This is a genomic window from Caballeronia hypogeia (genome assembly GCF_001544875.2).
GTDB classification, from domain to species: Bacteria; Pseudomonadota; Gammaproteobacteria; order Burkholderiales; family Burkholderiaceae; genus Caballeronia; species Caballeronia hypogeia.
The window spans coordinates 1-24,338 of record NZ_FCOA02000040.1; the positions used below are offsets into that span (position 1 = coordinate 1).

Annotated in this window: 18 protein-coding genes; 8 read left to right on the forward strand and 10 right to left on the reverse strand. The window is 64.5% G+C overall.

Annotated features, from left to right (window positions below; genetic code table 11):
* Positions 1–138 precede the first annotated feature (138 nt).
* The 5 genes from glgB to AWB79_RS33865 form a co-directional block, all read right to left on the reverse strand.
* Positions 139–2,364, reverse strand: coding sequence for a 1,4-alpha-glucan branching protein GlgB (gene glgB, locus AWB79_RS33845; protein ID WP_061171858.1), 2,226 nt, complete (start codon positions 2,362–2,364; stop codon positions 139–141).
* Complete coding sequence (treS, locus tag AWB79_RS33850; RefSeq protein WP_061171820.1) at positions 2,351–5,737, reverse strand: maltose alpha-D-glucosyltransferase; 3,387 nt, start codon at positions 5,735–5,737, stop codon at positions 2,351–2,353. Before treS ends, glgB begins: the two co-directional genes overlap by 14 nt.
* Before the next feature lie 79 nt (positions 5,738–5,816).
* Positions 5,817–9,212, reverse strand: a complete 3,396-nt coding sequence (locus AWB79_RS33855) for a maltotransferase domain-containing protein (RefSeq protein ID WP_063963609.1) — start codon at positions 9,210–9,212, stop codon at positions 5,817–5,819.
* A 365-nt stretch (positions 9,213–9,577) separates the two neighbouring features.
* Entirely contained in the window at positions 9,578–11,248 is a 1,671-nt protein-coding gene (glgA, locus tag AWB79_RS33860) for a glycogen synthase GlgA (protein WP_061171821.1), read from the reverse strand.
* Between the two features lie 301 nt (positions 11,249–11,549).
* Entirely contained in the window at positions 11,550–12,206 is a 657-nt protein-coding gene (locus tag AWB79_RS33865) for a DUF1345 domain-containing protein (RefSeq protein WP_061171822.1), read from the reverse strand.
* An 84-nt stretch (positions 12,207–12,290) separates the two neighbouring features.
* Here AWB79_RS33865 and AWB79_RS33870 point away from each other — a divergent pair, with 84 nt between their 5' ends.
* From AWB79_RS33870 to AWB79_RS33890, 5 genes are all read left to right on the forward strand, one after another.
* The gene (locus tag AWB79_RS33870; protein ID WP_061171823.1) at positions 12,291–12,779 is read left to right on the forward strand and encodes a sugar dehydrogenase complex small subunit; all 489 of its coding nucleotides are present in this window, start codon (positions 12,291–12,293) and stop codon (positions 12,777–12,779) included.
* Positions 12,780–12,826: 47 nt separating this feature from the next.
* Positions 12,827–14,422, forward strand: coding sequence for a GMC family oxidoreductase (locus AWB79_RS33875; RefSeq protein WP_061171824.1), 1,596 nt, complete (start codon positions 12,827–12,829; stop codon positions 14,420–14,422).
* Positions 14,419–15,669 carry a cytochrome c gene (locus AWB79_RS33880; RefSeq protein ID WP_063963610.1) on the forward strand — a complete coding sequence of 417 codons (1,251 nt, stop codon included), beginning with the start codon at positions 14,419–14,421 and terminating at the stop codon, positions 15,667–15,669. Before AWB79_RS33875 ends, AWB79_RS33880 begins: the two co-directional genes overlap by 4 nt.
* Before the next feature lie 112 nt (positions 15,670–15,781).
* Positions 15,782–16,519 (forward strand): metallophosphoesterase, encoded by a 738-nt coding sequence (locus tag AWB79_RS33885; protein WP_061171825.1) that lies wholly within the window; start codon positions 15,782–15,784, stop codon positions 16,517–16,519.
* Between the two features lie 48 nt (positions 16,520–16,567).
* On the forward strand, positions 16,568–17,899 hold the full coding sequence (locus AWB79_RS33890; protein ID WP_061171826.1) for a DNA topoisomerase IB: 1,332 nt from the start codon (positions 16,568–16,570) through the stop codon (positions 17,897–17,899).
* Positions 17,900–17,935: 36 nt separating this feature from the next.
* On the opposite strand, the gene AWB79_RS33895 is transcribed toward AWB79_RS33890, so the two are convergent.
* From AWB79_RS33895 to AWB79_RS33905, 3 genes are all read right to left on the reverse strand, one after another.
* Positions 17,936–18,661 (reverse strand): RES family NAD+ phosphorylase, encoded by a 726-nt coding sequence (locus tag AWB79_RS33895; protein WP_061171827.1) that lies wholly within the window; start codon positions 18,659–18,661, stop codon positions 17,936–17,938.
* 5 nt (positions 18,662–18,666) lie between these two features.
* Positions 18,667–19,104 carry an MbcA/ParS/Xre antitoxin family protein gene (locus AWB79_RS33900; protein WP_061171861.1) on the reverse strand — a complete coding sequence of 146 codons (438 nt, stop codon included), beginning with the start codon at positions 19,102–19,104 and terminating at the stop codon, positions 18,667–18,669.
* 93 nt (positions 19,105–19,197) lie between these two features.
* A complete protein-coding gene (locus tag AWB79_RS33905) occupies positions 19,198–19,470 on the reverse strand; it encodes a DUF2866 domain-containing protein (protein WP_061171828.1) in 273 nt (90 codons plus the stop codon).
* A 464-nt stretch (positions 19,471–19,934) separates the two neighbouring features.
* Here AWB79_RS33905 and AWB79_RS33910 point away from each other — a divergent pair, with 464 nt between their 5' ends.
* Together AWB79_RS33910 and AWB79_RS33915 are read left to right on the forward strand one after the other, a co-directional pair.
* On the forward strand, positions 19,935–20,159 hold the full coding sequence (locus AWB79_RS33910; protein ID WP_061171829.1) for a hypothetical protein: 225 nt from the start codon (positions 19,935–19,937) through the stop codon (positions 20,157–20,159).
* 17 nt (positions 20,160–20,176) lie between these two features.
* Positions 20,177–20,494 (forward strand): hypothetical protein, encoded by a 318-nt coding sequence (locus tag AWB79_RS33915; protein WP_061171830.1) that lies wholly within the window; start codon positions 20,177–20,179, stop codon positions 20,492–20,494.
* Between the two features lie 75 nt (positions 20,495–20,569).
* On the opposite strand, the gene AWB79_RS38005 is transcribed toward AWB79_RS33915, so the two are convergent.
* Entirely contained in the window at positions 20,570–20,728 is a 159-nt protein-coding gene (locus AWB79_RS38005; protein WP_064506629.1) for a DUF3309 family protein, read from the reverse strand.
* A 311-nt stretch (positions 20,729–21,039) separates the two neighbouring features.
* Positions 21,040–22,620 carry an inorganic phosphate transporter gene (locus tag AWB79_RS33920; RefSeq protein ID WP_061171831.1) on the reverse strand — a complete coding sequence of 527 codons (1,581 nt, stop codon included), beginning with the start codon at positions 22,618–22,620 and terminating at the stop codon, positions 21,040–21,042.
* A 191-nt stretch (positions 22,621–22,811) separates the two neighbouring features.
* Here AWB79_RS33920 and AWB79_RS33925 point away from each other — a divergent pair, with 191 nt between their 5' ends.
* Positions 22,812–24,314, forward strand: a complete 1,503-nt coding sequence (locus tag AWB79_RS33925) for a CHAD domain-containing protein (RefSeq protein ID WP_061171832.1) — start codon at positions 22,812–22,814, stop codon at positions 24,312–24,314.
* The last annotated feature ends 24 nt before the right edge of the window (positions 24,315–24,338 follow it).

Sequence of the window (24,338 nt, forward strand, 5' to 3'; positions counted from 1 at the left end):
AAAAAGCTGCTTTCTTTGGTGACTTTCTTTGCAGCAGCAAAGAAAGTTACCCCTGCCCCGGGGAGGGGCGACGCTAATAGACCGACAACAAAACAGGATTTCATAGAAGCGCTGGCAAAGCACCAAACCCACCCCGCTTCAATCACCCCGCAAAACAATCGTCGCCAACGGAGGCAAAGTCAACGCAGCAGACTGCTGCCTCCCATGACTCGGATAGTCATCCGTATGAATAACCCCGCCATTCCCCATATTCGACCCACCATAAATGGAGGCATCGGAATTAAAAACCTCACTCCAGCGCCCGCCGCGCGGAAACCCAATCCGATAAGCCAGCCTCGGCACCGGCGTCATGTTGCAAACAACAACCAGATCACGCCCTTCGGCGTCCGTCCGCCGAAACGCATACACGCTATTCGCGTTGTCATCGCCCACGATCCACTCGAACCCGCGCGAATCGCTATCCAGCTTATGCAACGCCGGCTCGCTCGTATATAGCGCATTCAAATCACGCACCAGCTTCTGCAATCCGCCATGCAATGAATCATCGAGCAGATGCCAATGCGGCGATTCATCGTGATTGAACTCCGCGAACTGCCCGAACTCTCCGCCCATGAACAAAAGCTTCTTGCCCGGATGCGTCCACATGAACCCGAAATACGCCCTCAGATTGGCAAACTTCTGCCAGCGATCCCCAGGCATCTTGTTGATCAGCGATCCCTTGCCATGCACGACTTCATCGTGCGACAACGGCAACACGAAACGCTCCGAATACGCATACACCATCCCGAACGTATACAGATGATGGTGATACTGCCGATAAACCGGGTCCTCCTGCATGTAATGCAGCGTGTCATGCATCCAGCCCATGTTCCACTTGAAGTCGAAACCCAGACCGCCGCTCTCCACGCTCGCCGTTACGCCCGGCCATGCGGTCGATTCCTCCGCAACCGTGATTGCGCCCGGAATCTGCCTCACTTCATGATTCAGCCGCTTCAGAAACGCAATCGATTCGAGATTCTCGCGCCCGCCATAAACATTCGGCACCCATTCGCCCGCCTTGCGCGAGTAATCGCGATAAAGCATCGAAGCGACCGCATCGACCCGTAATCCATCGATGTGGTAACGCTTCAGCCACGCCAGCCCCGACGCGATCAGGAACGCGCTCACCTCGTTGCGGCCGAGGTTGTAGATCATCGTGTTCCAGTCCTGGTGATAACCTTCGCGCGGGTCCGCATGTTCATACAGCGGCGTGCCGTCGAATTGCACCAGCCCATGCGCGTCGTTCGGAAAGTGCGCCGGAACCCAGTCGATGATCACGCCCAGGCCCGCTTCATGCGCCCGGTTCACGAACTCCGCGAACTGCTCCGGCGTGCCGAAACGCGCGGACGGCGCAAACTGGCCCAACGGCTGATAACCCCACGAACCGCCGAACGGATGTTCGGCAATCGGCATGAATTCGAGGTGCGTGAATCCCATGCCCTTCGCATACGGAATCAGGCGCTCCGCGAGCTCGTGCCAGTTCATGCCGCGATTCGCCTCTTCCGGCACGCGCAGCCACGATTCGGCATGCGCCTCGTATATCGTGATCGGCGATTGGGCCGTCTGCTTGCCGCCGCGCGTCGCCATCCAGTCGGCGTCGGTCCACGCGTAGTGATCGATCGCATCGGCATCGGCCACCACCGATGCCGTCGAGGGCGGCTTCTCGCTCTGCATCGCGCACGGATCGGCTTTCAGCGGCAACGTGTGTCCGTCGCGCGTGACGATCTCGTACTTGTAGCGCGTGCCCGCGCCGATGCCCGGAATGAATAGCTCCCACACGCCCGCGTGGTGGCGCATGCGCATCGGATGACGCCGGCCATCCCATGTGTTGAAGTCGCCCACCACCGACACGCGCCGCGCATTCGGCGCCCACACCGCGAAACGCACGCCCGCGACATTGCCATGCGTGATGGGCCGGGAGCCGAGACATTCGAGCACCGCGTACGGGTCCGCGTGCGACAGGCGCGTGAGCCATTCATCAGACAGCACGGGGCCAAACGCATAGGTGTCGTGCGTTTCCTGCGGCGTGCCATGCCAGTCGACCTGCACGCGATACGCCGCCGGCCGCGAAACGAAGCCCGCATAAAGCCCCGCATCGTGTATGCGCGCGAGCGAGCCGAGATGCTCGCCATTGGATGCATCGACGACACTCGCCGCCGACGCGCCCGGCAGAAACACGCGCACCACATGTCCCACGTCGGTTTCATGCAGGCCGAGCATCGAGAACGGGTCGGGATGCCGCGCGTCGACCAGCGCGTCGATATCGAGCGGATTGAGTCCGTGCGCCGGATTCCTGGTATCCGCCGGATCGCTACGATTGTTCATGATGGGTTCCATCAGGATTGTCCTTGGTTGCTCCGAACACGGGTCGCGTGCCGGGCGCGGGCGGCTCGCCCGTGTCTCCCAGCAGGCGGCTCGCGAGCGACGCGAGACCCCGCAACGGAAGGCCGATCCAGGTCGGCCGGTTCGCTGCTTCGTAGCGGATTTCGTAAGCGGCTTTCTCGATCAGGAAGAGATCGAGCAAGGGCGCGAACACGTCCTCGGCCGCGATCGTTTCCGGCGACGATGCGATCGCCTCCATGTACTCACGCAAGAAGCTCTCCTCGGCGAACGCGCGCAGACGCTCGAACAGCGCGCGCTTGCGATCCGCCGTCTGCGCCGGCGCATTCTCCGTGGTCGACTGCGCCGCCGCGCTCGCATATGACAACGAACGCAGCAGGCCCGCGACATCGCGCAGCGGACTCGTTTTTCTGCGGCGCTCTTCCAGCGCGCGCGCCGGCTCGCCTTCGAAGTCGATCAGATACGCATCGCCCTGCGCCATCAGCACCTGGCCCAGATGGAAGTCGCCGTGAATGCGGATGCACAGCGCATCGGCCTTCGACGCGATCAGCTTCTTCACGGCATCGACGAGCATGTCGCGACGATCGAGCAGACTCTGCGCGAGGAAGCGGTCGTGCTCGTTGAACTCGCCGATCTTCTGCGCAATGATGTCGAGCGCCGATTCGAGCAGCTTCAACGTGCCGTCGATCCAGCCCTTCACGTCATCCATGCTCGCGCGCTGCGGCGAGAAGGCTTCGTCATCCGTGGGCGACGCAAGCGCGACGTGCAGCTCGCCCAGCCGCTTGCCGATCACGCCCGCGATGTTGCCGTAGCCCGCGAAGCCCTCGGTCTGCGCATCGCGTTCGGGCGTATGTTCTTCCGATTCCACCGCGACCGAAAGTTCATCTACCGTGCGGCGCAGATAGTCGAGCGCGTAGTTCCACGCATCGCCCTGATTGTCGATGAAGCCCTGCAGGATCACGAGCGTATGCGGTACGCCTTCCGGGTCCACGCGCACCACTTCGCCATACAGCGGGCCGGTGTTCGCATAGCCGAGTTTCGTCAGATAACGGCTCATCTCCGCTTCCGGATGAATGCCGCCGACCACGCGCCGCACCAGCTTCAGCACCACCTTCTCGCCGATCACGAGCGAGCTGTTGCTCTGCTCGGCCGCGAGCCAGCGGATCTCGGGCGGATCGGCCGGATAATAGTTGAGCTCATTCAGGCGCTCGGTTGGCAGGAAGCGAATCTCGCTCTTCTGTACCGTCTCGACAACCGCGCGCTCCTTGAGCTTGCGCATCACGCCGTAGGTGAATTGCGGCACCGCGAACGCATCGGTCAGATGTCCGATGTTGCGGTTGCGCCGCACGCGCGCGAGCGCAAGCTGCATGTACAACGGCGACGTCGTTTCCGTGCCCCACGCGATGGAAAGCGGCAGCACATAGCGCTCGCAATGGTCGCCGACATCGGCTTCGATTTCGGTGAACGCGAAGCCCGCGCCTTCGATCGTCGTCAGCGCGGCGAGACGGACCGCATGCAGCTTCTGATCCTTCGATGCAAACCAGCGCCGCTTGCTCAGATAGTTCGGCAGCACTTCCGATTCGAGCAGACGCACGTTCTCGGGCGTCGGTCCCGTTTGTCCCGCGCGAATCACCATCGTGACGAACTCGGGCAACTGTTCGGAAGGCGCCTGTGCCCACGCGGGCCGCATGTTGCCGGGGCAAAGCTGGAACCACAGGAATCCGTACGGCGGGAAGGTCAGCAGATAAGTGAGCTGGCCGATCTGCGGAAAAGGCGAATCAGCGGTCATTTCGAGCGGCACCGATCCCGCGAATTCCGATAGATCGAGCTCGACAGCCTGCGGCGCACGCGAGAGATTCGCGACGCACAGAATCGGCGGCTCGCCTTCCAGTTCGCGCAGATACGCAAGAATCTTGCGATTCGCCGGGCGCAGGAAACGGATCGTGCCGCGTCCGAACGCATGCGTCGAGCGGCGCACCGCGAGCATCTTGCGTGTCCAGTTCAGCAGCGAATGCGGATCGCGGCTCTGCGATTCGACGTTCACCGCGTCATAGCCGTACAACGAACCCATCACGGGCGGCAGCACGAGTTGTTCGGGATCGGCGCGCGAGAAGCCGCCGTTGCGATCGGACGACCATTGCATCGGCGTGCGCACGCCATCGCGATCGCCCAGGTGGATGTTGTCGCCCATGCCGAGTTCGTCGCCGTAGTAAATCACGGGCGTGCCGGGCATGGAAAGCAGCAGCGAATTGATCAATTCGATGCGCCTTCTGTCACGCTCCATCAACGGCGCGAGCCGGCGCCGGATGCCGAGATTCAGACGCGCGCGACGATCGCTCGCATACGTGTTCCACAAGTAATCGCGCTCGGAGTCGGTGACCATTTCGAGCGTGAGTTCGTCGTGATTGCGCAGGAAGATCGCCCATTGATTCGTTTCGGCGAGGTCCGGTGTTTGCCGCATGATGTCGGTGATCGGAAAGCGGTCCTCGCTCGCGATCGACATATAGATGCGCGGCATCAGCGGGAAGTGGAACGCCATGTGACATTCGTCTTCGTCGCCGAAGTATTCCTTCACGTCCTCCGGCCATTGATTCGCTTCCGCGAGCAGCATGCGGTTCGGATATTCGGCGTCGATGGTCCCGCGAATCTTCTTGAGAATCTCGTGCGTCTCGGGCAGGTTCTCGTTATTCGTACCTTCGCGCTCGACGAGATAAGGCACCGCATCCAGCCGCAGACCGTCGATGCCCATATCGAGCCAGAAGCGCATGACGGAAAGCACTTCCTTGAGAACTGCCGGATTGTCGAAGTTCAGATCGGGCTGGTGCGCATAGAAACGGTGCCAATAGTACTGCCCCGCAACCGGATCGTGCGTCCAGTTGGAAGGCTCCGTATCGATGAAGATGATGCGCGTCTCTTCGTACTTCTTGTCCGTATCGGACCACACGTAATAGTTGCGATGATTCGAGCCCGGCTTCGCATGGCGCGCGCGCTGAAACCACGGATGCTGATCCGACGTGTGATTGATGACCAGTTCGGAAATGACGCGTATGCCGCGCGCATGCGCTTCCTGAATGAAGCGCTTCACATCCGCGATCGTGCCGTAGTCCGGATGCACGTTGCGGTAATCGGCGATGTCATAACCATCGTCGCGCCGCGGCGACGGATAGAACGGCAACAGCCAGATGGCGTCGACGCCCAGCTCCGCGATGTAGTCGAGCTTCGCGAGCAGGCCGGGAAAATCGCCAATGCCGTCGTTGTTCGCATCGAAGAATGACTTGATGTGAACCTGATAGATGATCGCGTCCTTGTACCAGAGCGGATCGTCGTTGAGAATCGACGCCTTCTTGTTGCGCTTCACCCTTGTATCCACGGTTTCGCTCCAATTTGCATGGGCTGGCTGCGGCCCTTGTTATGGGTGTGATGCCGTCGTCAGACGCTCATTCGTCGTCCGGCTGAGGCTTCGGCAAGCCCCACGTCGGCGAGATGCGCCAGATCGCGAACGGCAGCGAATGCGGATTCAGCCGCACATGCTGACGCCGTCCGCGCCATTCGAATTTCTCACCCGTCACCTGATCCTCGACGGCAACGGCATCCCCTTCATGCACGCCCCAGCGTTCGAGCGTCTGCCACGGCAACTCGATATCCGCGCCTTGCTCGTTGAACGGATCGAGATTGATGGCGACCAGCACGACGTTGTCGCGCGACGCGTTTGCCTTTTCGAAGAACAGGATTTGCTCGTTATGAGCAGGCAGGAAGTTGATGCCCAAATGCGTCTGCAGCGCGGGATTCGCGCGCCGGATTCGATTGAGCGCCGTGATCTCCGTGACGATGTTGCCCGGCCGGTTCCAGTCCCACGCGCGCAGCTGATACTTTTCGGAGTCGAGATACTCCTCGCTGTTCGGCAGCGCGGCCGACTCGCACAACTCGAAGCCGCTATACACGCCCCAGAGCCCCGACAAGGTCGCCGCGAGCGCCGCGCGAATCACGAAGCCCGGACGCCCCGAGCTTTGCAGAAAGCGCGGATTGATATCCGGCGTGTTCACGAAGAAGTTCGGACGGAAGAATTCCTTCGCGTCGGTCTGCGTGAGATCGTGCATGTACTCCATGAAATCGCGCTTGCTTTCGCGCCACGTGAAGTACGTGTACGACTGCGAGAAACCGAGCTTGGCGAGGCGATTCATCACGCGCGGCCGCGTGAACGCTTCGGAGAGGAAGATCACATCGGGATGACGCGCGCGCACATCGCCGATCACCCATTCCCAGAACGGGAACGGCTTCGTGTGCGGGTTATCGACACGGAAAATGCGCACGCCCGCCGCGATCCAGTGCAGGAACACGTCGCGCAAACCGACCCATAATTCGGGCTTCGCATCCTGCGCATAGAAGTCCGGGTTCACGATGTCCTGGTACTTCTTCGGCGGATTCTCCGCGTAACGCAGCGTGCCGTCGGGACGCCATGCGAACCAAGTCGGATGTTCCTTGAGCCACGGATGATCCGGCGAGCATTGCACCGCGAAGTCGAGCGCGATTTCGAGGCCGTGTTCATGCGCGGCTTCGAGCATGCGCTTGAAGTCGTCGAGATTGCCGAGCTCGGGATGCAGCGCATCGTGCCCGCCTTCCTTTCCACCGATCGCATACGGGCTGCCGACATCGCCGGGCTGCGCCGTGAGCGTGTTGTTCTTGCCCTTGCGGTTCGCCACGCCGATCGGATGAATCGGCGGGAAGTAGAGCACGTCGAAGCCCATCTCGCGAATGCGCGGCATCTTGCCGATCACATCGATGAACGTGCCGTGACGATTCACGTCGTCGCTCATCGAGCGCGGGAAGATCTCGTACCAGCTCGCGAAGCGCGCAGCCGCACGTTCCGAGTCGACGCGATACACCACCGGATCGCGCGATAAAAACGGCCGATGCCGCGCCGCCGCGACGGCCTTCGCGGTCGCGGGCGCGAGCACGAGTTCGAGCTTGCGCGCGTCGCCCGCCTTGGTGAATTCCTTGACGATCGCTTCGAGCGGTCCGCTGTCCGAATCGTCGACGGTCTTCACTTCGGCGAGGATCAGCGCGAACAGATGCTTCGCTTCCTCGACTTCGAGCTCCACCGTCTGATTCGCCTTCAGCTTCTTCTGCATGTGATCGACGAGCGAGGCGAAATCGTCGCGCCACGCCATTACGACGAACTCGTGACGTCCGACACGTTCGAGCGGAATGCGCGTGCTCCACAAGTCGAGGCCCGCCGGCTGCACGGCCGACATGGGCGTTTCGTGCCACTCGGTTTCGTCGGCGGCGCGCCATTGCACGGCGGCGGCGATCTTGTCATGGCCTTCCGCGAAGATCGCGGCCTGAATCTCGACCGCTTCGCCGACGATGCGCTTGGCCGGAAAGCGCCCGTGATCGACCGCGGGCGTCACGCTCTCGATCGACACGCGCGGCGCGGCGATCGCGTCCGCCACCGACTTCTTGTCCGCGGCCTTGGCACCGCGCTTCACTTGCGGCTGCGCGAGCAGAATGAACGGCTCGGCTTCGGCGCGGAACAGACGCACTTCGCCGGGTTTCAGCGAGAACGGCGCAAGACGCTCGGGCTTGGTCTTCTCCGCATCGATGGGCGCGAAGCGTGTGTAATTGCCGGGGACCGATTCGAGCAGATGCAGCGTATCGACATGCACCGGCGCGACGAGATCCGGATTGACCATCATCAGCACCGCGTCTTCGCTGTTACGCAGATCGCCGCCATCCGCGCGGATGAGCGCGGCGTACGGCGTGCCCGCGCCCGTGAGCGCGCGCAACTCGCCCACGCTCGACAAGGTTCCGACGTTGCGTTGCAGATCGTTCGCACGTTTGACACGCTGGCTCAGATCGATGCGCTTCTCGTTCGTCGCGCGCTTGTACTCCGCGGCGACGCCGTATTGCGGCGACAGCGGCAGGCCGACGCCGTATTCGAAGCCCATCGGCACCATGATGCCGGTGCCGAGCGCGGCGGCGGTGTCGAGCACGCGCGTATAGGCGCGTTCGACGAGCGCGGTGTCGCTCGTGTCGGACAGATCGCTGATGAGACGCGCGCCGAACGGGTCTTCCGGAAACGCGACAGGCGAGGCGATGCGCGACAGCGCCGCGTGCTCGTCGAAGAGCCATGCGCTTTTGAAGTCCCACCAGCGCGTGGAGGAAAACACCGCGTCGAAGCCGGCGTCGGTCAGACCGTGCAGATCGTGCCGCGTGACGCCCACGGTCCACGCGAGCCAGCGCGTGTCGGGATGCTTCTCGCGCACCGCCGCGCCGAGCCGCCGCCACACATGCGCGGGCACGGCATGCGGCGCATCGAAACGAAAGCCGCCTACGCCCGCATCGGCAAGCTGGTTCAGTTCGCGCGCCCACCATTCGGTCAGCTGATGCGCGGCTTCGCCATCGGCGAAATTCGCGTAGGCGACATCGCGCTGACGCGGCGGCTTGCGCGGGTCGAGCCGCGCGTCCGCGCTTTCGAACGGCTGAAACCAGCGCTTGTTCTCGAGATAGAGACCGCCTTCCGCGCTCACACGGTCGATCACGATATCGACGAGCAACGTGAGCCCGTGCTTTTTCGCGGCATCGGCGAGCTTGCGCAGGCCATCGGCGGCGCTGGCGTCGGACTCGAAGACAGGGTGCAGGCGATGATGATCGGCGACCGCCTCGCGATGCCCGTTGCTGCCGGGCACGAACGGCGCGCCGATCAGGACATGATCGAAGCCGAGCGCGGCCGCATGCTCGAACTGGGCGGGCCAGTCCGCGAGAGGTCCGACAAGCAGGGGATCGATGAAGTAAATACGCGGCGCGTACGCATGATGAGCTTGATGGTTTTCCATCGTTCGTCTTTTCCAGAGTCGTCCTGCGGTGGCGGGGATGCGGGCATCATTCGCGATCACGCTCACGGGCCAAACTGGCTGAAGAGTTCGTCCGCGCGACACGCTTGACTCACGCGGACTTCAGGCGGAACTCAGATTACACCCTGGCGCCGCTCGTATCGACGCCTGCCTGGCCGTGTCCTGCGATGCACCGTGCATCGAGCGCTGAAACGCGCTCGCGGCGGGCGCCACGGTCCCCGAGGATTTCGTTCGGGGCACGTACGGGGCGAGGCAGCACATTGCGTGCCGCGCCCGGTGAGTGCCCACGAGTGTCCAACTCAGCTCTGCATGAAGGCACTACTATGGAGCAACTGCGTCGGCCGTGCTCAGGCTGTGCGCGCGAGCGAATGCGCATCGCCTTGCAAGGGCAATTGCGCCGGCATTTGCGAAGGCTGTTGCACGCCATCCGCTGCGCGGCGCGGGCGCAGCGCGCTCCGGCTCGGCCGCGCGTCGCTCAGGCCGACGTACAGTGCGACCATCGTCGTGATGGCTTCGTTCCATCCGAAATCGCATGACATCGCGTTGCGCTGCAGCGCGCGCCACGCTTGCGGACGCATGTACGCATCGAGCGCACGGCTCGCGGCGCGCACGATATCGTCCGCGCGTTCGCCTTCGAAGAGAAAGCCAGTGGGTGCGTGCAACGCGCGCCGCGCGGGCGCTGCGGCGACCGGCATGTCGTGCGTGCCGTCGCGCAGCCACACCGAAGGACGCAGCGCATCGTGCGCGGCATGATCGACGTTTTGCGCCGCATCGACGATCGTGTCCGCGAGACCGCCTACCCGCGATGCAACCGGCAGCGTGCCGTAGCGCATCGCATAGAGTTGCGTGAGGCCGCACGGCTCGAAGCGGCTGCCGTGCAACAGGATGTCGGCGCCCGCGTGCAGCGCATGTGCGCGTCGTTCGTCATATCCAATATGCGCGCCGACGCGATCCGGCCATTCCTGCGCGAGCTTTCTGAAGCCCGCTTCGATATACGCCTCGCCCTTGCCGATGACCGCGAGCTGCAGGCGCGGATGTTTCGCGAGCAGGCGCGGCAGCGCTTCGAGCACGACATCCGCGAGCTTCTGTCCCGTCATGCGGCTGCCTATCGCCATGAGCGGCGCGAACGGATCGACCGGCAGGCCGAACTTGCGTTGCAGCGCGCGCTTGCAGGCGTGCTTGCCGCGCATATCGTCGAACGAATAGTTGCGTTCGATGAGCGTATCCGTCGCCGGATTCCACGTCTGTTCGTCGATGCCGTTGACGACGCCGGAGAGCTTGTGCGCGCAACTCTGCAGCACGCCTTCCATCAGATTGCCGAAGCGCGGCGTGAGAATCTCGCGCGCATAGGTTTCGGAAACGGTGGTCACGCGATCGGCATGCACGATGCCCGCTTTCATCAGACTCAGCGCGCCGTAGAACTCGATGCTGAGCGGTTCGCTCAACGCATGCACGAGCCATTTCTCCGGCACGCCGAGCGACGCACCAAGCGAGAGCGCGTAGTTGCCCTGAAATGCGAGATTGTGGATCGTGAAAACGCTCTTTGCGTGCACGCCCGCGTGCTTCATCAGAAGCGGCGTCAGGCCGGTGTGCCAGTCGTGCGCATGCACGATGTCGGGCTTCTTCACGCCGCGCACGCCCTGCGCGATCCTCACCGCGGCGGCGGAAAGCGTCGCGAAGCGAATCGCGTTGTCCTGATAGTCGCGGCCTTGCGCATCCTGATACAAACCTGTGCGTGCGAACAGCGCGTCGCAGCGCAGCAAAAGCACCGGCACGCCGGTCCCGGGCATGCGGCCGCGCAACAGCGACGCGTCGCCGCCGGGCAGACCGCTCAGCGTGCCGATCTTGCTCAGACCTTCGGCCTGGGCGATCGCGTTCGGGTAGGCGGGGAGCAGGATGGTGGCGTCGACGCCGGCTTCGCGCAGCGCGGCGGCATAGGCGCTGACCATGTCGCCGAGTCCGCCGGTCTTGGCGAGCGGGACAGCTTCGGAGGCGACCAGCAGAACGTTCAAAGGCAAAATGGGCTCCTGGCGGGAGGAACGCGGGCGATGCGCCGCGCATGCGAATGCTGATCGGGGTTTTGTCTGGAGTGGCTGGCGCATTGCAGCAATCGTTGTGCCACCGCAGCACGCTTGTGTGCGCTGCGGCACGTTTCTATCCGCCCGTGGCGCGAAAAGACTGGCCGACGCGTCCGCTTCCTGGCGCGTCGATGGCACGAACGTGCCGCGTGTAAAACTGACAGCGGCGCGCGCCGCGTTTTTACACGGCGTCTCAGATGAGCTTATGTCGCGCCCGTGACAGCGGCATGATGCAGGGCCGCTAGCCGCTGACCATGCTCGCGGCGATGTTGATCGAGAGCCCGAGCACCGCGAGATTGAAGAAGAACGACATGATCGATTGCGCGAGCACGGTGCGGCGCGCGGCGGTCGAGCCGAGCGCGATATCGGCGGTCTGCGAGGCGACGGCGATGGTGAAGGAGAAGTACAGGAAGTCCCAGTAATCGGGCTTCAGGTGTTTGTCGGGAAAGCGCAGCGCGGTGTCGTCGCCGGGCGACTGATAGTACTGGCGCGCGTAGTGCAGCGTGAACATCGTCGGAATGAGGAACCAGGCGCCGAGCATGGTCGCGCCGGTCAGCAGATAGTGCAGCAGCGGCCGCGAGCCGGGACTTTTCGCCGCCGCCAGTTCCACCACGATCGCGACGATGCTCGCGATCGCCGCCACGCTCACGACCATCAGCACGGTGGCTGCGTTCTCGTCCTCGCGTTCGGCGAGCTCCTCCACGTCGCTTTGACCGGCCCGCGCCATCTTGATCCAGATGAGCGCGAGATAAAGCCAGACGGCCGCATCCCAGCCGATCAGCGCGCGTGCGGTCGGCCGCAGATGCGCCGGAACCAAAGCGCCGACGACGACACCAACCAGCAGGGCGATCAGCGCGCGCGGCCGGTTGCGCAGTACGGGCGGCAAAATAGGCTTCATTTTCGTTTTGTCCGCGTGACGGAGAGCAAGGCCCGGTGTCTGCGATTATTGCGCGCGTCCCTTTCAATACGCTGAGGAAGAAGCATGTCGTTTGCGATGCGGCGGGGAATCATGGCGGGCGCGTGCGCTTCGTTTGCGTGCGGCTTGCTGGCGGCGCGAGCGCAATCGGCCAGACCCGCGACGCCATCGGGCGGCGACGCGTTTCTTGCCGTATCGATGAAACTCACCGGCCGCACGAGCTTCGATCCGCAACTCGCGGAACGCGTGCATGCGGCGCTCGCCCGCCATGACGCCGCCTTCGCCACGAAGATCGCCGCGCTGAATCAATGGATCGCGACGCACGGCGGCACTCCGACCGACATCATCACCGCCGCGCTCGAAAGCACGCGCCCCGAGCTCGGAAAGACCGTGGGCGACGTGATGCGCGCGTGGTATCTCGGCGTGGTCGGCGAGGGGCAGCATGCCGAGGTCGTTGCGTACGAGCGCGCACTGATGTTCGATCCGGTCGGCGACATGCTCACGATTCCCTCATACTGCCGCGGCGAGCCGGCCGACTGGGCGCGCAAGCCCTGAGCAGGGAATCGCCCCGCATCGACATTTAAAAGGACAAAGGCGCGCGCATGGCGGGTTCCACTTCGGCGGACGTAGTCGTCGTCGGCTCCGGCGTGGCGGGCAGTCTCGTCGCGTACCGGCTGGCGCAGGCGGGCGCGTCGGTGATTCTGCTCGAAGCCGGGCCGCGCCTCGCGCGCTGGCAGATCGTCGAGAACTTTCGCCGCGCCGCCGACAAGCGCGACCTGTGCGCGCCATATCCGCTGCCGCGTCACGCGCCGCGCCCCGAGCCAATGAATCCCGGCGCGTATCTGATCGATCGCGGCGCGATGCCGTATCAGCCGCAATATCTGCGGCTCGTCGGCGGCACGACATGGCACTGGGCCGGCGCGGCGTGGCGGCTGTTACCCGCCGACTTTCGTCTGAAGTCGCTGTACGGCGTCGGGCGCGACTGGCCGTTTCCCTACGAGACGCTCGAACCGTGGTACGGCCAGGCTGAGGTCGAACTGGGCGTGTCGGGGCCGGACATCGATCTCGGCTCGCCGCGCTCGACGCCGTATCCGATGGACGCACTCCCGCTCTCGTGGATGGACCGGCGCGTGACCGAAGTGCTCGGGGCGCAGTCGTATCGGGTGGTGCCGGAGCCGGTCGCGCGCAACAGCCGCCCGTACGATGCGCGGCCTGCCTGCTGCGGCAACAACAATTGCATGCCGATCTGTCCGATCGGCGCGCTCTATCATGCCGCGACGCACGCCGAAAAGGCCGAGCGCGCGGGCGCGAAGTTGCTCGCGCAGGCGGTCGCGTATCGCGTCGAGGCGAACGACCGTGGCGAGATCGTCGCGATTCATTACAAGGATCCGAATGGCCAGGGCACGCGCGTGACCGGCAAGCGCTTCGTGATCGCGGCGAACGGCATCGAGACGCCCAAGCTGTTGCTGATGTCGGCATCGGCGCGGTTTCCGAAGGGCGTCGCCAATGGCTCGGATCAGCTCGGACGCAATCTGATGGATCATCCGGCCACGAGCGTGAAGTTCCTCGCCAACGAGGCGCTGTGGCCGGGGCGCGGGCCGGTCGAGATGAGCTCGATCGTCGATTTCCGCGACGGGCCGTTTCGCGCGCGGCAGTCGGCGACCAAGCTGCATGTGTCGAACGCCGCGCCGACGCTCTCGGTCACGCACAAGCTGCTCGGTCTCAAGCTGACTGGCGGCGAGCTCGACCGGCAGATCCGCGAACGCTGCGCGCGCACGCTCACGTTCGGGAGTTTTCACGAGCAGTTGCCATCGGCGGCTAACCGCGTGACGCTGTCGGCGCAAAAGGATGCGCTCGGTCTGCCGCGTCCCGAGGTCACTTATTCGGTCGATGACTACGTGCGCCGCGCCGCCGCGGAAACGCGCGCGCAGTTCGAACGCATCGCGGGCATTTTCGAGGGCGCGGAAGTCGAGCACGACGAGTCGCTCGGAGCGAGCAGTCACATCATGGGCACGGCGATCATGGGCGCCAACCCGAACGATTCCGTCGTCGATGCGGAGTGCCGCGCGCACGATCACGCGAATCTCTTCATCGTCGGGAGCGCGGTGATGCCCGCAGGCGGCGCGGTCAACTGCACGCTGACGATCGCCGCGCTGTCGTTGAGGCTCGCCGGCACCATCGAAGCGTCGTTGCGATGAGCGGACTACGCGCTTCGCTGATCGGCAGCCTGATCGTGGCGCTCGTATGCGTCGCCGGTGGCGCGAAGGCGCAGAACGAGAAGCTCGCGCAGGGCGAATATCTCGTGCGCGCGGGCGGCTGCGTGACCTGCCATACGGCCGATGCCGCGCGTCCCTTCGCGGGCGGCAAGCCGATCGCGACGCCGTTCGGCGATGTGTACGCGCCGAACCTCACGAGCGACCGCGCGACGGGCATCGGCGCGTGGACCGACGCGCAGTTCATCCGCGCGATGCGCGAGGGCGTAGGCCGGAATGGCGAGCGGCTTTATCCCGCGTTCCCATACACCGCCTACACGCTTCTCTCCGACGACGATCTGCTCGCGATGCGCGCGTATCTCGCGACCGTGCCGCCCGTACGCGCCACCACGCCGCGCAATACGCTCTCCTTTCCCTTCGATCAACGCTGGCTGATGCCGCTGTGGAATCTCGTCAACTTCACGCCGGGCCGCTTCGTGCCCGATCCGTCGAAGAGCGCGGAATGGAATCGCGGTGCGTATCTCGTCGAAGGGCTCGGTCATTGTGGCGAGTGCCACACGCCGCGCAACTGGCTCGGCGGATTGAAGTCCGGCGCACGGCTGGCCGGCGCGGATGTCGCGGGCTGGCGGGCGGGCAATCTGACGGCGGATCGCGTGGCGGGCATCGGTGCGTGGCGCGACGACGAGTTGACGCGTTTCCTTTCGACCGGCGCCGCGCCCGGCCGCGCGCATGCGCTCGGGCCGATGGCGGAGGTCGTCGCCGCGAGCACGCAATATCTGACGCCCGCCGATCAGCGCGCGATCGTCGTGTATCTGCGCACCGTGTCCGCGGTTCCAGTGCAGAATGCGCGCGTGCGCACGAGCTTCGGCCAAGCTTCGCGCGTGGATGTCACGTCGCTCGACGCATCGGGCGATGGCGCGCGCCTGTATGCCGCCGCGTGCGCGAGTTGCCACGGCATGACGGGCGAGGGCATCGTGCCGTTTCCCGCGCTCATCCACGATGGCGTGACCGGTGCGCTCGGCACCATGACGACGAGCAATCTCGTGCTCGTGATCCTGCACGGCGTGAATCGCAAGACGCGCGAAGCGCACGCGCTGATGCCGGCGTTCGGCGCGCAGTTCACGGATGAGCAAATCGCCGCGCTCGGCAACTATCTGACGCGCCAGTTCGGCGATCCGCGCGCTATGACCGATGCGAAGTCCGTCGCGCGACTTCGTGCTATATCGCAGTGAGCGCGCGGTGTGTGAATCACCCCACGAACGCGCACGATACTTGCACCGGATTTGCATTGTGAAAGCGACCCAACCCGCACACCCCGCGATAGAGCAGCGCTAAGATCGTCGCATGAATGGACCTACTTACCCTATCGTCTGCAGGCATCCCGCCAATGACCTCGGCCGCGATTTCGTGGTCGGTGATCTGCATGGCTGTGTCGATGCCCTGCGCTATCTGCTGCACGAGATCGGCTTCGATGGCGAGCGGGATCGTCTGTTCTCCGTCGGCGATCTGGTCGATCGCGGCACCGATTCGCTCGCCGCGGTCGAACTCATCGAGAAGCCGTGGTTCTATCCGGTGCTCGGCAATCACGAGGATTCGCTGATCGCGGTGGCGACCGGCGCGATGCGCCGTCAGGCGTGGTACGCGATCGGCGGCGCATGGGCCGACACGCTTCCCGAGGAGCAACTCTCCAGCTTAGCCATCCGTCTCGCGAAGCTGCCGCTGGTGCGCATCGTGGGCGACGGCGCGCGGCGCTTCAACGTGCTGCACGCGGAGTTCTTCGGCAGCGACGAAGATCTCGAAGTCATCGATTTCTCCGACGAAGTGCGCAACGAAATGCTCTGGGGCCGCGGCCTCGCGCTGGGCGAAGTGGACCCGGCGCGCCAGCGGGGCCTGTCGCCTACCTACGTCGGCCATACGCCGATGCGCGCGGTCAAGCAGATCGGCTCGCAGATTTATATCGATACGGGCGCGTTCGCATCGGAGGGGCGGCTCACCATCGTCCAGCCGGGCACCGACGAGCGCTGGTCCGTGAAAGAGCGCTGGGCCGCGTCGGAAGGCGCGCGCATGATCCCGCTGCCGTGATATCGCGTGCGCCACGCGGCACGCACGTTGCTCATAGGTTCGCCATGAATGAAAAGCAAATCAGGCGAGGCGATGGTGGCGCAAACGGAACGGAGCACCGAAGCTGACGGCGGCGCGGGCGGCATGCAAGGCTGCCCGGAGGACTTGCCGCCGGGTCTGCGCTATATGGACGATTCGCGGCGCGGCTATACGCGCGAATGGATCGACGGCGCGTTCGCCTACTTCAACACGCAGGGCAAGCGCATCGACGACGATGCCGAGGTGCGCCGCATCAATGCTCTGGCGATTCCGCCCGCCTATACCGATGTCTGGATCTGCCCCGACTCGCGCGGTCATCTGCAGGCGACGGGACGCGATGCGCGCGGACGCAAGCAATATCGCTATCACCCGCAGTGGCGCGAAACCCGCGACGCCAGCAAGTACGAGCGCATGCTTGCGTTCTCCGCGGTGCTGCCGAAGCTGCGCGCGCGCGTGGCGCGTGATTTGTCGCTCGAAGACATGCCGCGCAACAAGGTGCTCGCGACGGTCGTGCGCCTCCTCGACACGACGCTGATTCGCGTCGGCAGCGAGGAATACGCGCGCGAGAACCGCTCGTATGGATTGACGACGCTGAGGAAGCGCCATCTGAGCGTATCGGCCGGCAGGCTGCGTTTCAGGTTTCGCGGCAAGAGCGGCATCGAGCACGATGTCGCCGTGAGCGACGCGCGCGTCGTGCGCATCGTCAAGCGCTGCATGGATTTGCCGGGCCAGGATCTGTTTCAGTATCTCGATGCCGATGGCGCGCGCCATGCCGTCACCTCGTCCGATATCAACGATTATCTGCACGAGATCACCGGCGCGGATTTCACCGCGAAGGACTACCGCACGTGGGCCGGCAGCGTGTTCGCGCTCGCGGCGCTCAGAAGGCTCAAGTGGGAGACGGTGAGCGAGGCGCGCAAGCATGTCGTCGGCACGATCAAGGAAGTGTCGCAACTGCTGCGCAACACGCCGGCCGTGTGCCGCAAATGTTATGTGCATCCGGCGGTGGTCGAGGCGTTCGAGGCGGGCGAACTCGCCGAGACGATGCCCGCATCGCGCCGCCGCGGGCTGAGAACCGATGAAGCGGCGCTCGCGGTCTTCCTCGAAAAGGACACGCGGCGGCGCACGCGCGAGGCGGCGCGCAAGAGCCGCAAGGGCGCCGATCCGTCCGATGCGCGCCTGACGAAGCTACTCGACGCGTCCAGCCGCAAGGCGCGCTCCGGCGCGCTGAAGGCAAGCAGCAAGGGCGCGGCGTCGCAGGCGCTGGAGCAGGTCACGAAAAAGCCAACGCGCAGCGCCGCGCGCCCGGCTTCGAAGAAGCTGGCGAGGACGCGATCGGGAACGGCGGTCGCGATGAACTGAACCGGGATCAACCGCGCGATTGAAACGTTTGCCCGATCAGCCGACCTGATTCATCTCGAACACGTAATCGATGGTCTCGCCATTCCAGTTGTATTCGAGATAGGCCGCGTGACGGCAATCGCGCAGCATCGTCGTGCGCAGCGCGGCGAGACATTCGCCGCCCGGATCGCGCACCGACGGATACGCGATTCCCGGCGTGCCCGCCGCCCGCACGGCGCGGCCGAGCGTCTTGCCCGGCATGTAATCGTCGGGTGCGAGGATGCACGGGTCCAGTTGCCATCGCGTGATCGCGTCGCCCCGCAGATCGACGACTTCGCCATGCGCCATAACGGTGTAGAGGCGCATCTGCTGGCGCAGCGGCGCTTCCTTCGTCGCGGCGAGAAACAGGCCCGAGTGATAGCGCGTCTCCGCGATCGCCGTCTGCCGCTCGCGGCCGCAATAGAACACGCCGTAGCTGCCGTCCGAGAAGCGGCTGCCGTTCGGGTTCAGATGCGTGAACGCCGCCATGATCGGCCCGCAGCCCGGCCCGAAGCAGCGCTCCTGCGCTGGCACGAGATCGAGTTCGCCGACTTCGGTGCGCAGACGGTCGTTGGTCATCGCCTCGAGTGCGTAGAGCGCTTCGAAATCCTGCGGCGACGCCACGCGGTCGAACAGATTGACGGCCGGAAAGCGCGTGGGAATCACGCGATACGCGGGCGACCAGTCCAGCAGACCGTTCGGCCACCGCTCGCGCCAGTTTGTCGTGTCATTGCTGAATGCCATCCCCATCACGCCCAGCCGCCTCGCATCGCGTCGAGATACTGGCGCACCGCGATCAGGTCGCCGATATTGCCGGCCAGCATGCGGTCGAGCGCCGGACGCCCGCCGAACGGCGGCGCGGCGTTGGGGCGGCGAATCCAGGTATCGGCGGCTTTCGGGTCGGGCAGGAGGATTTGCAGCGCCTTGTAGATGCCGAGAATCAGCGAAAGACGCTCCAGCGTGTCGCGTGCGAGCCGCGCCGACTCGGGCGCATTCTTCCATTTGAAGTAGGTGGAACGGCCGGGCGAGCCTAGAAGCGTGATCTGCTCCTCGGCGGAAAGCTCCCAGGCCTCGGCGATTTTGAGGAAGGCGCGCAGGCCGGCAGCGGATAGATCGCTCGAATCCAGCGCCGGGCGCGGCACCGGGTGGCCGGCCGACGCAGAAGCGATGCGTGCGGCGTTTGACATGTCGTCAAGTCTCCAAAGGAACTTGTTCTGCATATTAGTCCACATTTGGATTATTGCAAGCGTGCCATGAGCTTTCGTGCTCGAAGCGCCGGATCAGTCTTCGTCGTCTCGCGGGCCGTAACGGCGGCCGGGAACGTGCTCGCGCAGCGCATCGGCGATTTGCGACGGAGTGCAATCGGCGGGAAATACGCGGCGCTGCACGCGCTGGTCATTCTTCTGGACCCATTCGACCATGCGATACGCCGGTCCCCAAGGCGGTTTTACCGGCAGCGACAGGCGGCACTCGCGCAGCGAGAGCGCGTGCTGCTTGCGCAGCGTCGGGGCGAGATTGGCGGAGTTGCGCCGAGAAGCGGAGTTGGCAGGCATGACCCATTCCTCACGTGTATTGTCCGGGCCGTCCGGTGCGGTCGGCGATGGAGCCGGATCGTAAGGTCGAGTGTGGGCGGGGAGAATTAAAGGTGACTTAACGCAGCGAAGTTGCTTCGCTCGATGCGGCGATCTGTCATACCGGAAAACCGGCCTATGTCGATCCTTCGCGTTTTTTTCGTTAGTGCGATGAGGATTCGGCAAATTGAACTTAGGAAGACGGATGAAAAGTTACGATGTATGGACTGGGCCATGAGCGCTACGAGTTCGAGGATGAAAGCTCGACGTGAAGAACATTCGGATCGTGAACCAGCTTTTCGTCGGGTGGGCGGCGATGCGGAGAACCGGCGCGCAGGTCAAGACTCGCTTCGGCATTTTCACCACGTAAGACGCGCGCGGATGGTTTGCTGCAACGCCCGCTTACTGTATATTCGTACAGCTTGTCCGCAACAGGGAGCCTGCCGATGATTCCACGCCAAGATTCGCTCGAAGCCGCCGCGCTCGAACGTTTCATGCGCGCGACGCGCGCGGTCAACGCGGCGTTCGACGCCACGCGAGGCGAACCCGATTTCGACCAGGGCGGGCAGTCCGTCGCGCGCTCACTCGAGCGCCTCGACGCTGCGTTGCGCGAGCTGGAGACCTCCGAGCAGTCGCTCGACGCCATCCTCTCGCGCAAAGCGGGCCACTAACCGTTGGAGCGAATCTCTTGAAGCGTGCATTCCTTATCGTTTGTCTGTTGATCGCCTCGTCGTCGTTGTTTGCGGCCGAGCGCTATACCGAAGTCTGGAATCCTCCCGAAGCTCAGGCCGCGACGAAGGCCAAGAGCAAGACTCATGGGGCCGCTCAGACGGCTTCGAAGAAGAAGCGCAAGACTCCGGCTTCGACCACGGTGAAACAGGTCGCGGACAAAGCCGCGATCGAGCAGTCGCCCGCGCCGGTTCGTCCGAAGGCGACATCGCCCAGACAGAGCGAGCCGGTGATTCCGCGCAAGATCGAGCCCAACGGACAGGTCATGCGGGTTTGACCGCGCACGTCGCGCGCGAATAACAAAAAGGGGCGCTCCAGTCGGAGCGCCCCTTTTTTTTGGTCGGTGTTCGTGTCACAGCCGTCCCAACAACAGCAGGACGATGACCACGATCAGCACGACACCGAGAAGCCCGCTCGGCCCGTAGCCCCAACTGCGGCTGTGCGGCCAGGACGGAATGGCGCCAATCAGAAGCAGGATCAGAATGATCAGCAGGATGGTACCGAGCGTCATTTGAACGTCTCCTTATCAAATGATCGCGTTACGGATCGGCGCCGGCGTTGGCCTCCCAACTGCCTCGAAACTCCAACTTCGCCGGACGGCGGCGGCTCATGACCGCCGGCCAATCTGAAGTGCGATCGACGACGAGACTTGAGCAATGACCGTGCCATCGAGCGCGAAACGCCCGTCGCGCGGGGCGTTCCGGGTATTCGGAATCGCTCGCGCGGACGGACGGATTGTCGAAAAGGCGAGGCGAAACGTAACGGCCAGGCAAAACTTTCAATGCGCGGAGACGACGCCTTTCCGTTCGCCCCGCGTGCCGCTCAGAAAAGGCCGCGGAACACCCAGAACAGGAAGCCCGCGAGCGCGATCGACACCGGCAGCGTCAGGATCCACGCGAGCGCGAGGCTGCGCACCGTGCGCCATTGCAGGCCGGAGCCGTTCGCGGCCATCGTGCCCGCGACGCCCGACGACAACACATGGGTCGTGCTGACCGGCAGGCCGTAGACATCGGCGGCGCCGATGGTCAGCATGGCGACGAGTTCCGCCGACGCGCCTTGTCCATACGTCAGATGCGTCTTGCCGATGCGCTCGCCCACCGTCACGACGATGCGCTTCCAGCCGACCATCGTGCCCAGGCCCAGGGCGACTGCGACCGCCACCTTAACCCACGTCGGAATGAACCTGGTCGCGTGATCGAGCTGCTTCTTGTAGTTGCCGAGCGTGGCGTCGTCCTCAGGCGAAAACGCCGGCGCCTTCTGCTTCTCCATGATGCGCAGCGCTTCGGACGCGATGTACATCTCGTTGCGCACGTTGCGGACCTTGCTCTGCGGCACCTCGGACATCGTCTGACTCGGGCGAATCTGCGAATCGATCGAATCGACCAGGCCTTTCAGCGACGCGACGGTATCGGGCGCCAGTGTCTTCGTCTGCACGTACTTCTCGACCTGGCCGCGCGCGTCGGCGGCGGGCGCCGCGCCGTTGCTGTAGCGCTGTAATGCTTCGGAGGCGCTATGGCTGACCGCGAGGAAGGTCTGCGTCTCGTTCGGCGTCACGGCCTTGTTGAGCGCGTAGGCCGTCGGCACGGTGCCGATCAGGATCAGCATGATGAGGCCCATGCCTTTCTGGCCATCGTTCGAGCCGTGCGCGAACGACACGCCCGTGCAGGTGAGAATCAGCAGGCAGCGGATCCAGAACGGCGGCGGCGTATTCTTCTTCGGCTCCTTGTAGAGCGCGGGCACACGCACCACGAGCTTGAGCACGTACAGCAAAAAGCCCGCGAGGATGAAGCCGACGAGCGGCGAAAACAGCAGCGACTTGCCCACCGACATCGCCTGGCTCCAGTCGACCCCCGAGGTGCCGTTCGTGCCGTGCAGCATCTGGTTCATCAGGCCGACGCCGATCACCGAGCCGATCAGGGTGTGCGAGCTCGAAGACGGCAGGCCGAGCGCCCAGGTGCCGAGGTTCCAGATGATCGCCGCGATCAGGAGGGCGAAGACCATCGCGAAGCCCTGCGAGCTGCCCACGCCGATGATCAGCTCCACGGGTAGTAGTTGCAGGATGCCGAACGCGACCGCTCCGCTCGAAATCAGTACGCCGATGAAATTCCATGCGCCGGACCAGACAACCGCTAAGTTCGGCGTCAAGGAGTGCGTGTAAATTACTGTTGCGACGGCGTTCGCGGTGTCGTGAAAGCCGTTGACGAACTCGAAGCCGAGCGCGATCAAAAGCGCGATGCCGAGCAGGATGTACGGAAATGCGGACGATTCACGCACGGGCGCGAGGTCGTCGAGCAGATGCATGACGCAGTACACGACGCCGGCGGCGATGGCGAGCAGGAACAGCAGCAGCGCGAAGCGCTGTCCGGGCGAGCGGCTCTCTCGGGGAATGGCAACTTGGTTCATATCGCGTCCTTGGGCGGGTCTTGCGCGAGGTCTTGGTTGAAGTGGAAAAAAAGCGAAAGGCGGGCAGACGAGAATCGTTTCGAAACGCAAATGACCATGTTTCCCGGCCCGTATGTCGATTTCGTGAACCGGCGAACAATCAGCATTTCGTATGAATTGACGGGCGACGCGAGACTGCCCTTGGGGACTACATGACGGTGTGGCTCGAGGTGGCGTTGCAGGCGTTGCCATCGCATCGACTGGAGGACCGGACGCTCGGCGCGCTGGCGGGCGAACTCGGGCGGATCGCCGCTTTCGCGGGCGCCGCGTCGACGCAATCGCGCCTCGCCACGCGCGAGATTCCGCTGAAGGCGTCGGGATGGCGGCTCAGCGTCGACACGCTGGACGGCGCGCGCACGCTTTGCGCGGCGCAGGAGCAAGGTGCGCCCATTCCGGGCTTCACGCGCTATCGAACCTTCGCGCGTCCGGCGAGCGAGGATCTGGCCGCATCGCTGCGCGACTTCGCCGCCGCCGATGACGCGTTGCGCGGGCCGCTCGCGAAAGCGCATCGCCTCGTCGCGCCCGAGACCGGGGATTCGAACGGGCTGGAGCGCGAGATCGAGCGCATCGAATGGCGTATCGATGCAGGCGGTGCGGACATTCTCGCGACACTCGAAACCTCCGCGCCGGCGCTGCCGATATTGCGGCTCGCGGCGCTCGCGGTAGACGGCTCGCTCGATGCCGTCTTCAGCCTCGCCGGCGAAGTCCTCGACGCCGGGCCGTTTGCCGTCGCGTCGAGTGCGCCGGATCGAGCGAGCGCCGAGGCCGTGCACGCAGCGCGGCTCGAACTCCCGCGCACAGCGACACGGCGCGCCGCGTTCACGGCCATCGCGGCGTCGATCGCGGAGCAATGGTTCGGCAACGAGGCCGCATCGCGCGCGGATTTCAATGCGGGTCTTGGCGATGAGCACGTGCACCAGTTGCGCGTCGGGCAGCGGCGTCTGAAGACACTGTTCAAGCTCTTTCCCGCCTATGCCGACGATGCGTGGAACACGCGCGTCGCGCCCGGTCTGAAGTGGTTCGGCGACCTGCTCGCCGAAGCGCGCGACTGGGACGTCTTTACCGACAAGACGCTGCCCGCCTACGCCAGCGCCGACGACAGCGCCGCTCGCTGGCAGGCGCTCATCGCCGCCGCCGACGTGAAGCGCTGCATCGCGCGCGAGCAAGTCCGCGACGCGCTCGCATCGCGTCGGTACGCGCGCCTGGCGCTGGCGTTCGTCGAATGGCTCGCGCGCTTTTCCTCGCGCGAAGACGAGGCGCCGACGCGCTTCGTCAGCTACGCTGAGAAGCGCATCCGCCGAGACTTTCGGCGCATCGCAAACGCGTCCGATCTGCGGACGCTCGCAGCGCACGAGCGGCATCGCGTACGCATTCACGCGAAGCGCTTGCGTTACGCGCTCGAATTCTTCCGCTCGGTCGCCTCGCGGCGCACGCGCGAAGACACGGCGGCGCTGCTCGGGCAATTGCAGACGGTGCTCGGCGAAGCGAACGACGCGACCGTCGCCGCCGAACGGCTCGCGAGCATGCCCGAGGCCACCGACTATCAGCGCGGCTTTGCACGCGCGTGGGGCGCGGCGTCGGCGGGCAAGGACGCACAGGAAGGCGAGCGGTTGCTGCGCTCGATACCTCGTCCGCGCGTGAAGGCATCGATATAATGCATCGCGCGTTCATTGTTTCAG

Coding starts and splice junctions, on each gene's coding strand:
- glgB (WP_061171858.1), bottom strand. CDS start 2,364: ATGAACAATCGTAGCGATCCGGCGGATACCAGGAATCCGGCGCACGGA.
- AWB79_RS33855 (WP_063963609.1), bottom strand. CDS start 9,212: ATGGAAAACCATCAAGCTCATCATGCGTACGCGCCGCGTATTTACTTC.
- AWB79_RS33865 (WP_061171822.1), bottom strand. CDS start 12,206: ATGAAGCCTATTTTGCCGCCCGTACTGCGCAACCGGCCGCGCGCGCTG.
- AWB79_RS33870 (WP_061171823.1), top strand. CDS start 12,291: ATGTCGTTTGCGATGCGGCGGGGAATCATGGCGGGCGCGTGCGCTTCG.
- AWB79_RS33875 (WP_061171824.1), top strand. CDS start 12,827: ATGGCGGGTTCCACTTCGGCGGACGTAGTCGTCGTCGGCTCCGGCGTG.
- AWB79_RS33880 (WP_063963610.1), top strand. CDS start 14,419: ATGAGCGGACTACGCGCTTCGCTGATCGGCAGCCTGATCGTGGCGCTC.
- AWB79_RS33885 (WP_061171825.1), top strand. CDS start 15,782: ATGAATGGACCTACTTACCCTATCGTCTGCAGGCATCCCGCCAATGAC.
- AWB79_RS33890 (WP_061171826.1), top strand. CDS start 16,568: ATGAAAAGCAAATCAGGCGAGGCGATGGTGGCGCAAACGGAACGGAGC.
- AWB79_RS33895 (WP_061171827.1), bottom strand. CDS start 18,661: ATGGCATTCAGCAATGACACGACAAACTGGCGCGAGCGGTGGCCGAAC.
- AWB79_RS33900 (WP_061171861.1), bottom strand. CDS start 19,104: ATGTCAAACGCCGCACGCATCGCTTCTGCGTCGGCCGGCCACCCGGTG.
- AWB79_RS33905 (WP_061171828.1), bottom strand. CDS start 19,470: ATGCCTGCCAACTCCGCTTCTCGGCGCAACTCCGCCAATCTCGCCCCG.
- AWB79_RS33910 (WP_061171829.1), top strand. CDS start 19,935: ATGATTCCACGCCAAGATTCGCTCGAAGCCGCCGCGCTCGAACGTTTC.
- AWB79_RS38005 (WP_064506629.1), bottom strand. CDS start 20,728: ATGACGCTCGGTACCATCCTGCTGATCATTCTGATCCTGCTTCTGATT.
- AWB79_RS33920 (WP_061171831.1), bottom strand. CDS start 22,620: ATGAACCAAGTTGCCATTCCCCGAGAGAGCCGCTCGCCCGGACAGCGC.
- AWB79_RS33925 (WP_061171832.1), top strand. CDS start 22,812: ATGACGGTGTGGCTCGAGGTGGCGTTGCAGGCGTTGCCATCGCATCGA.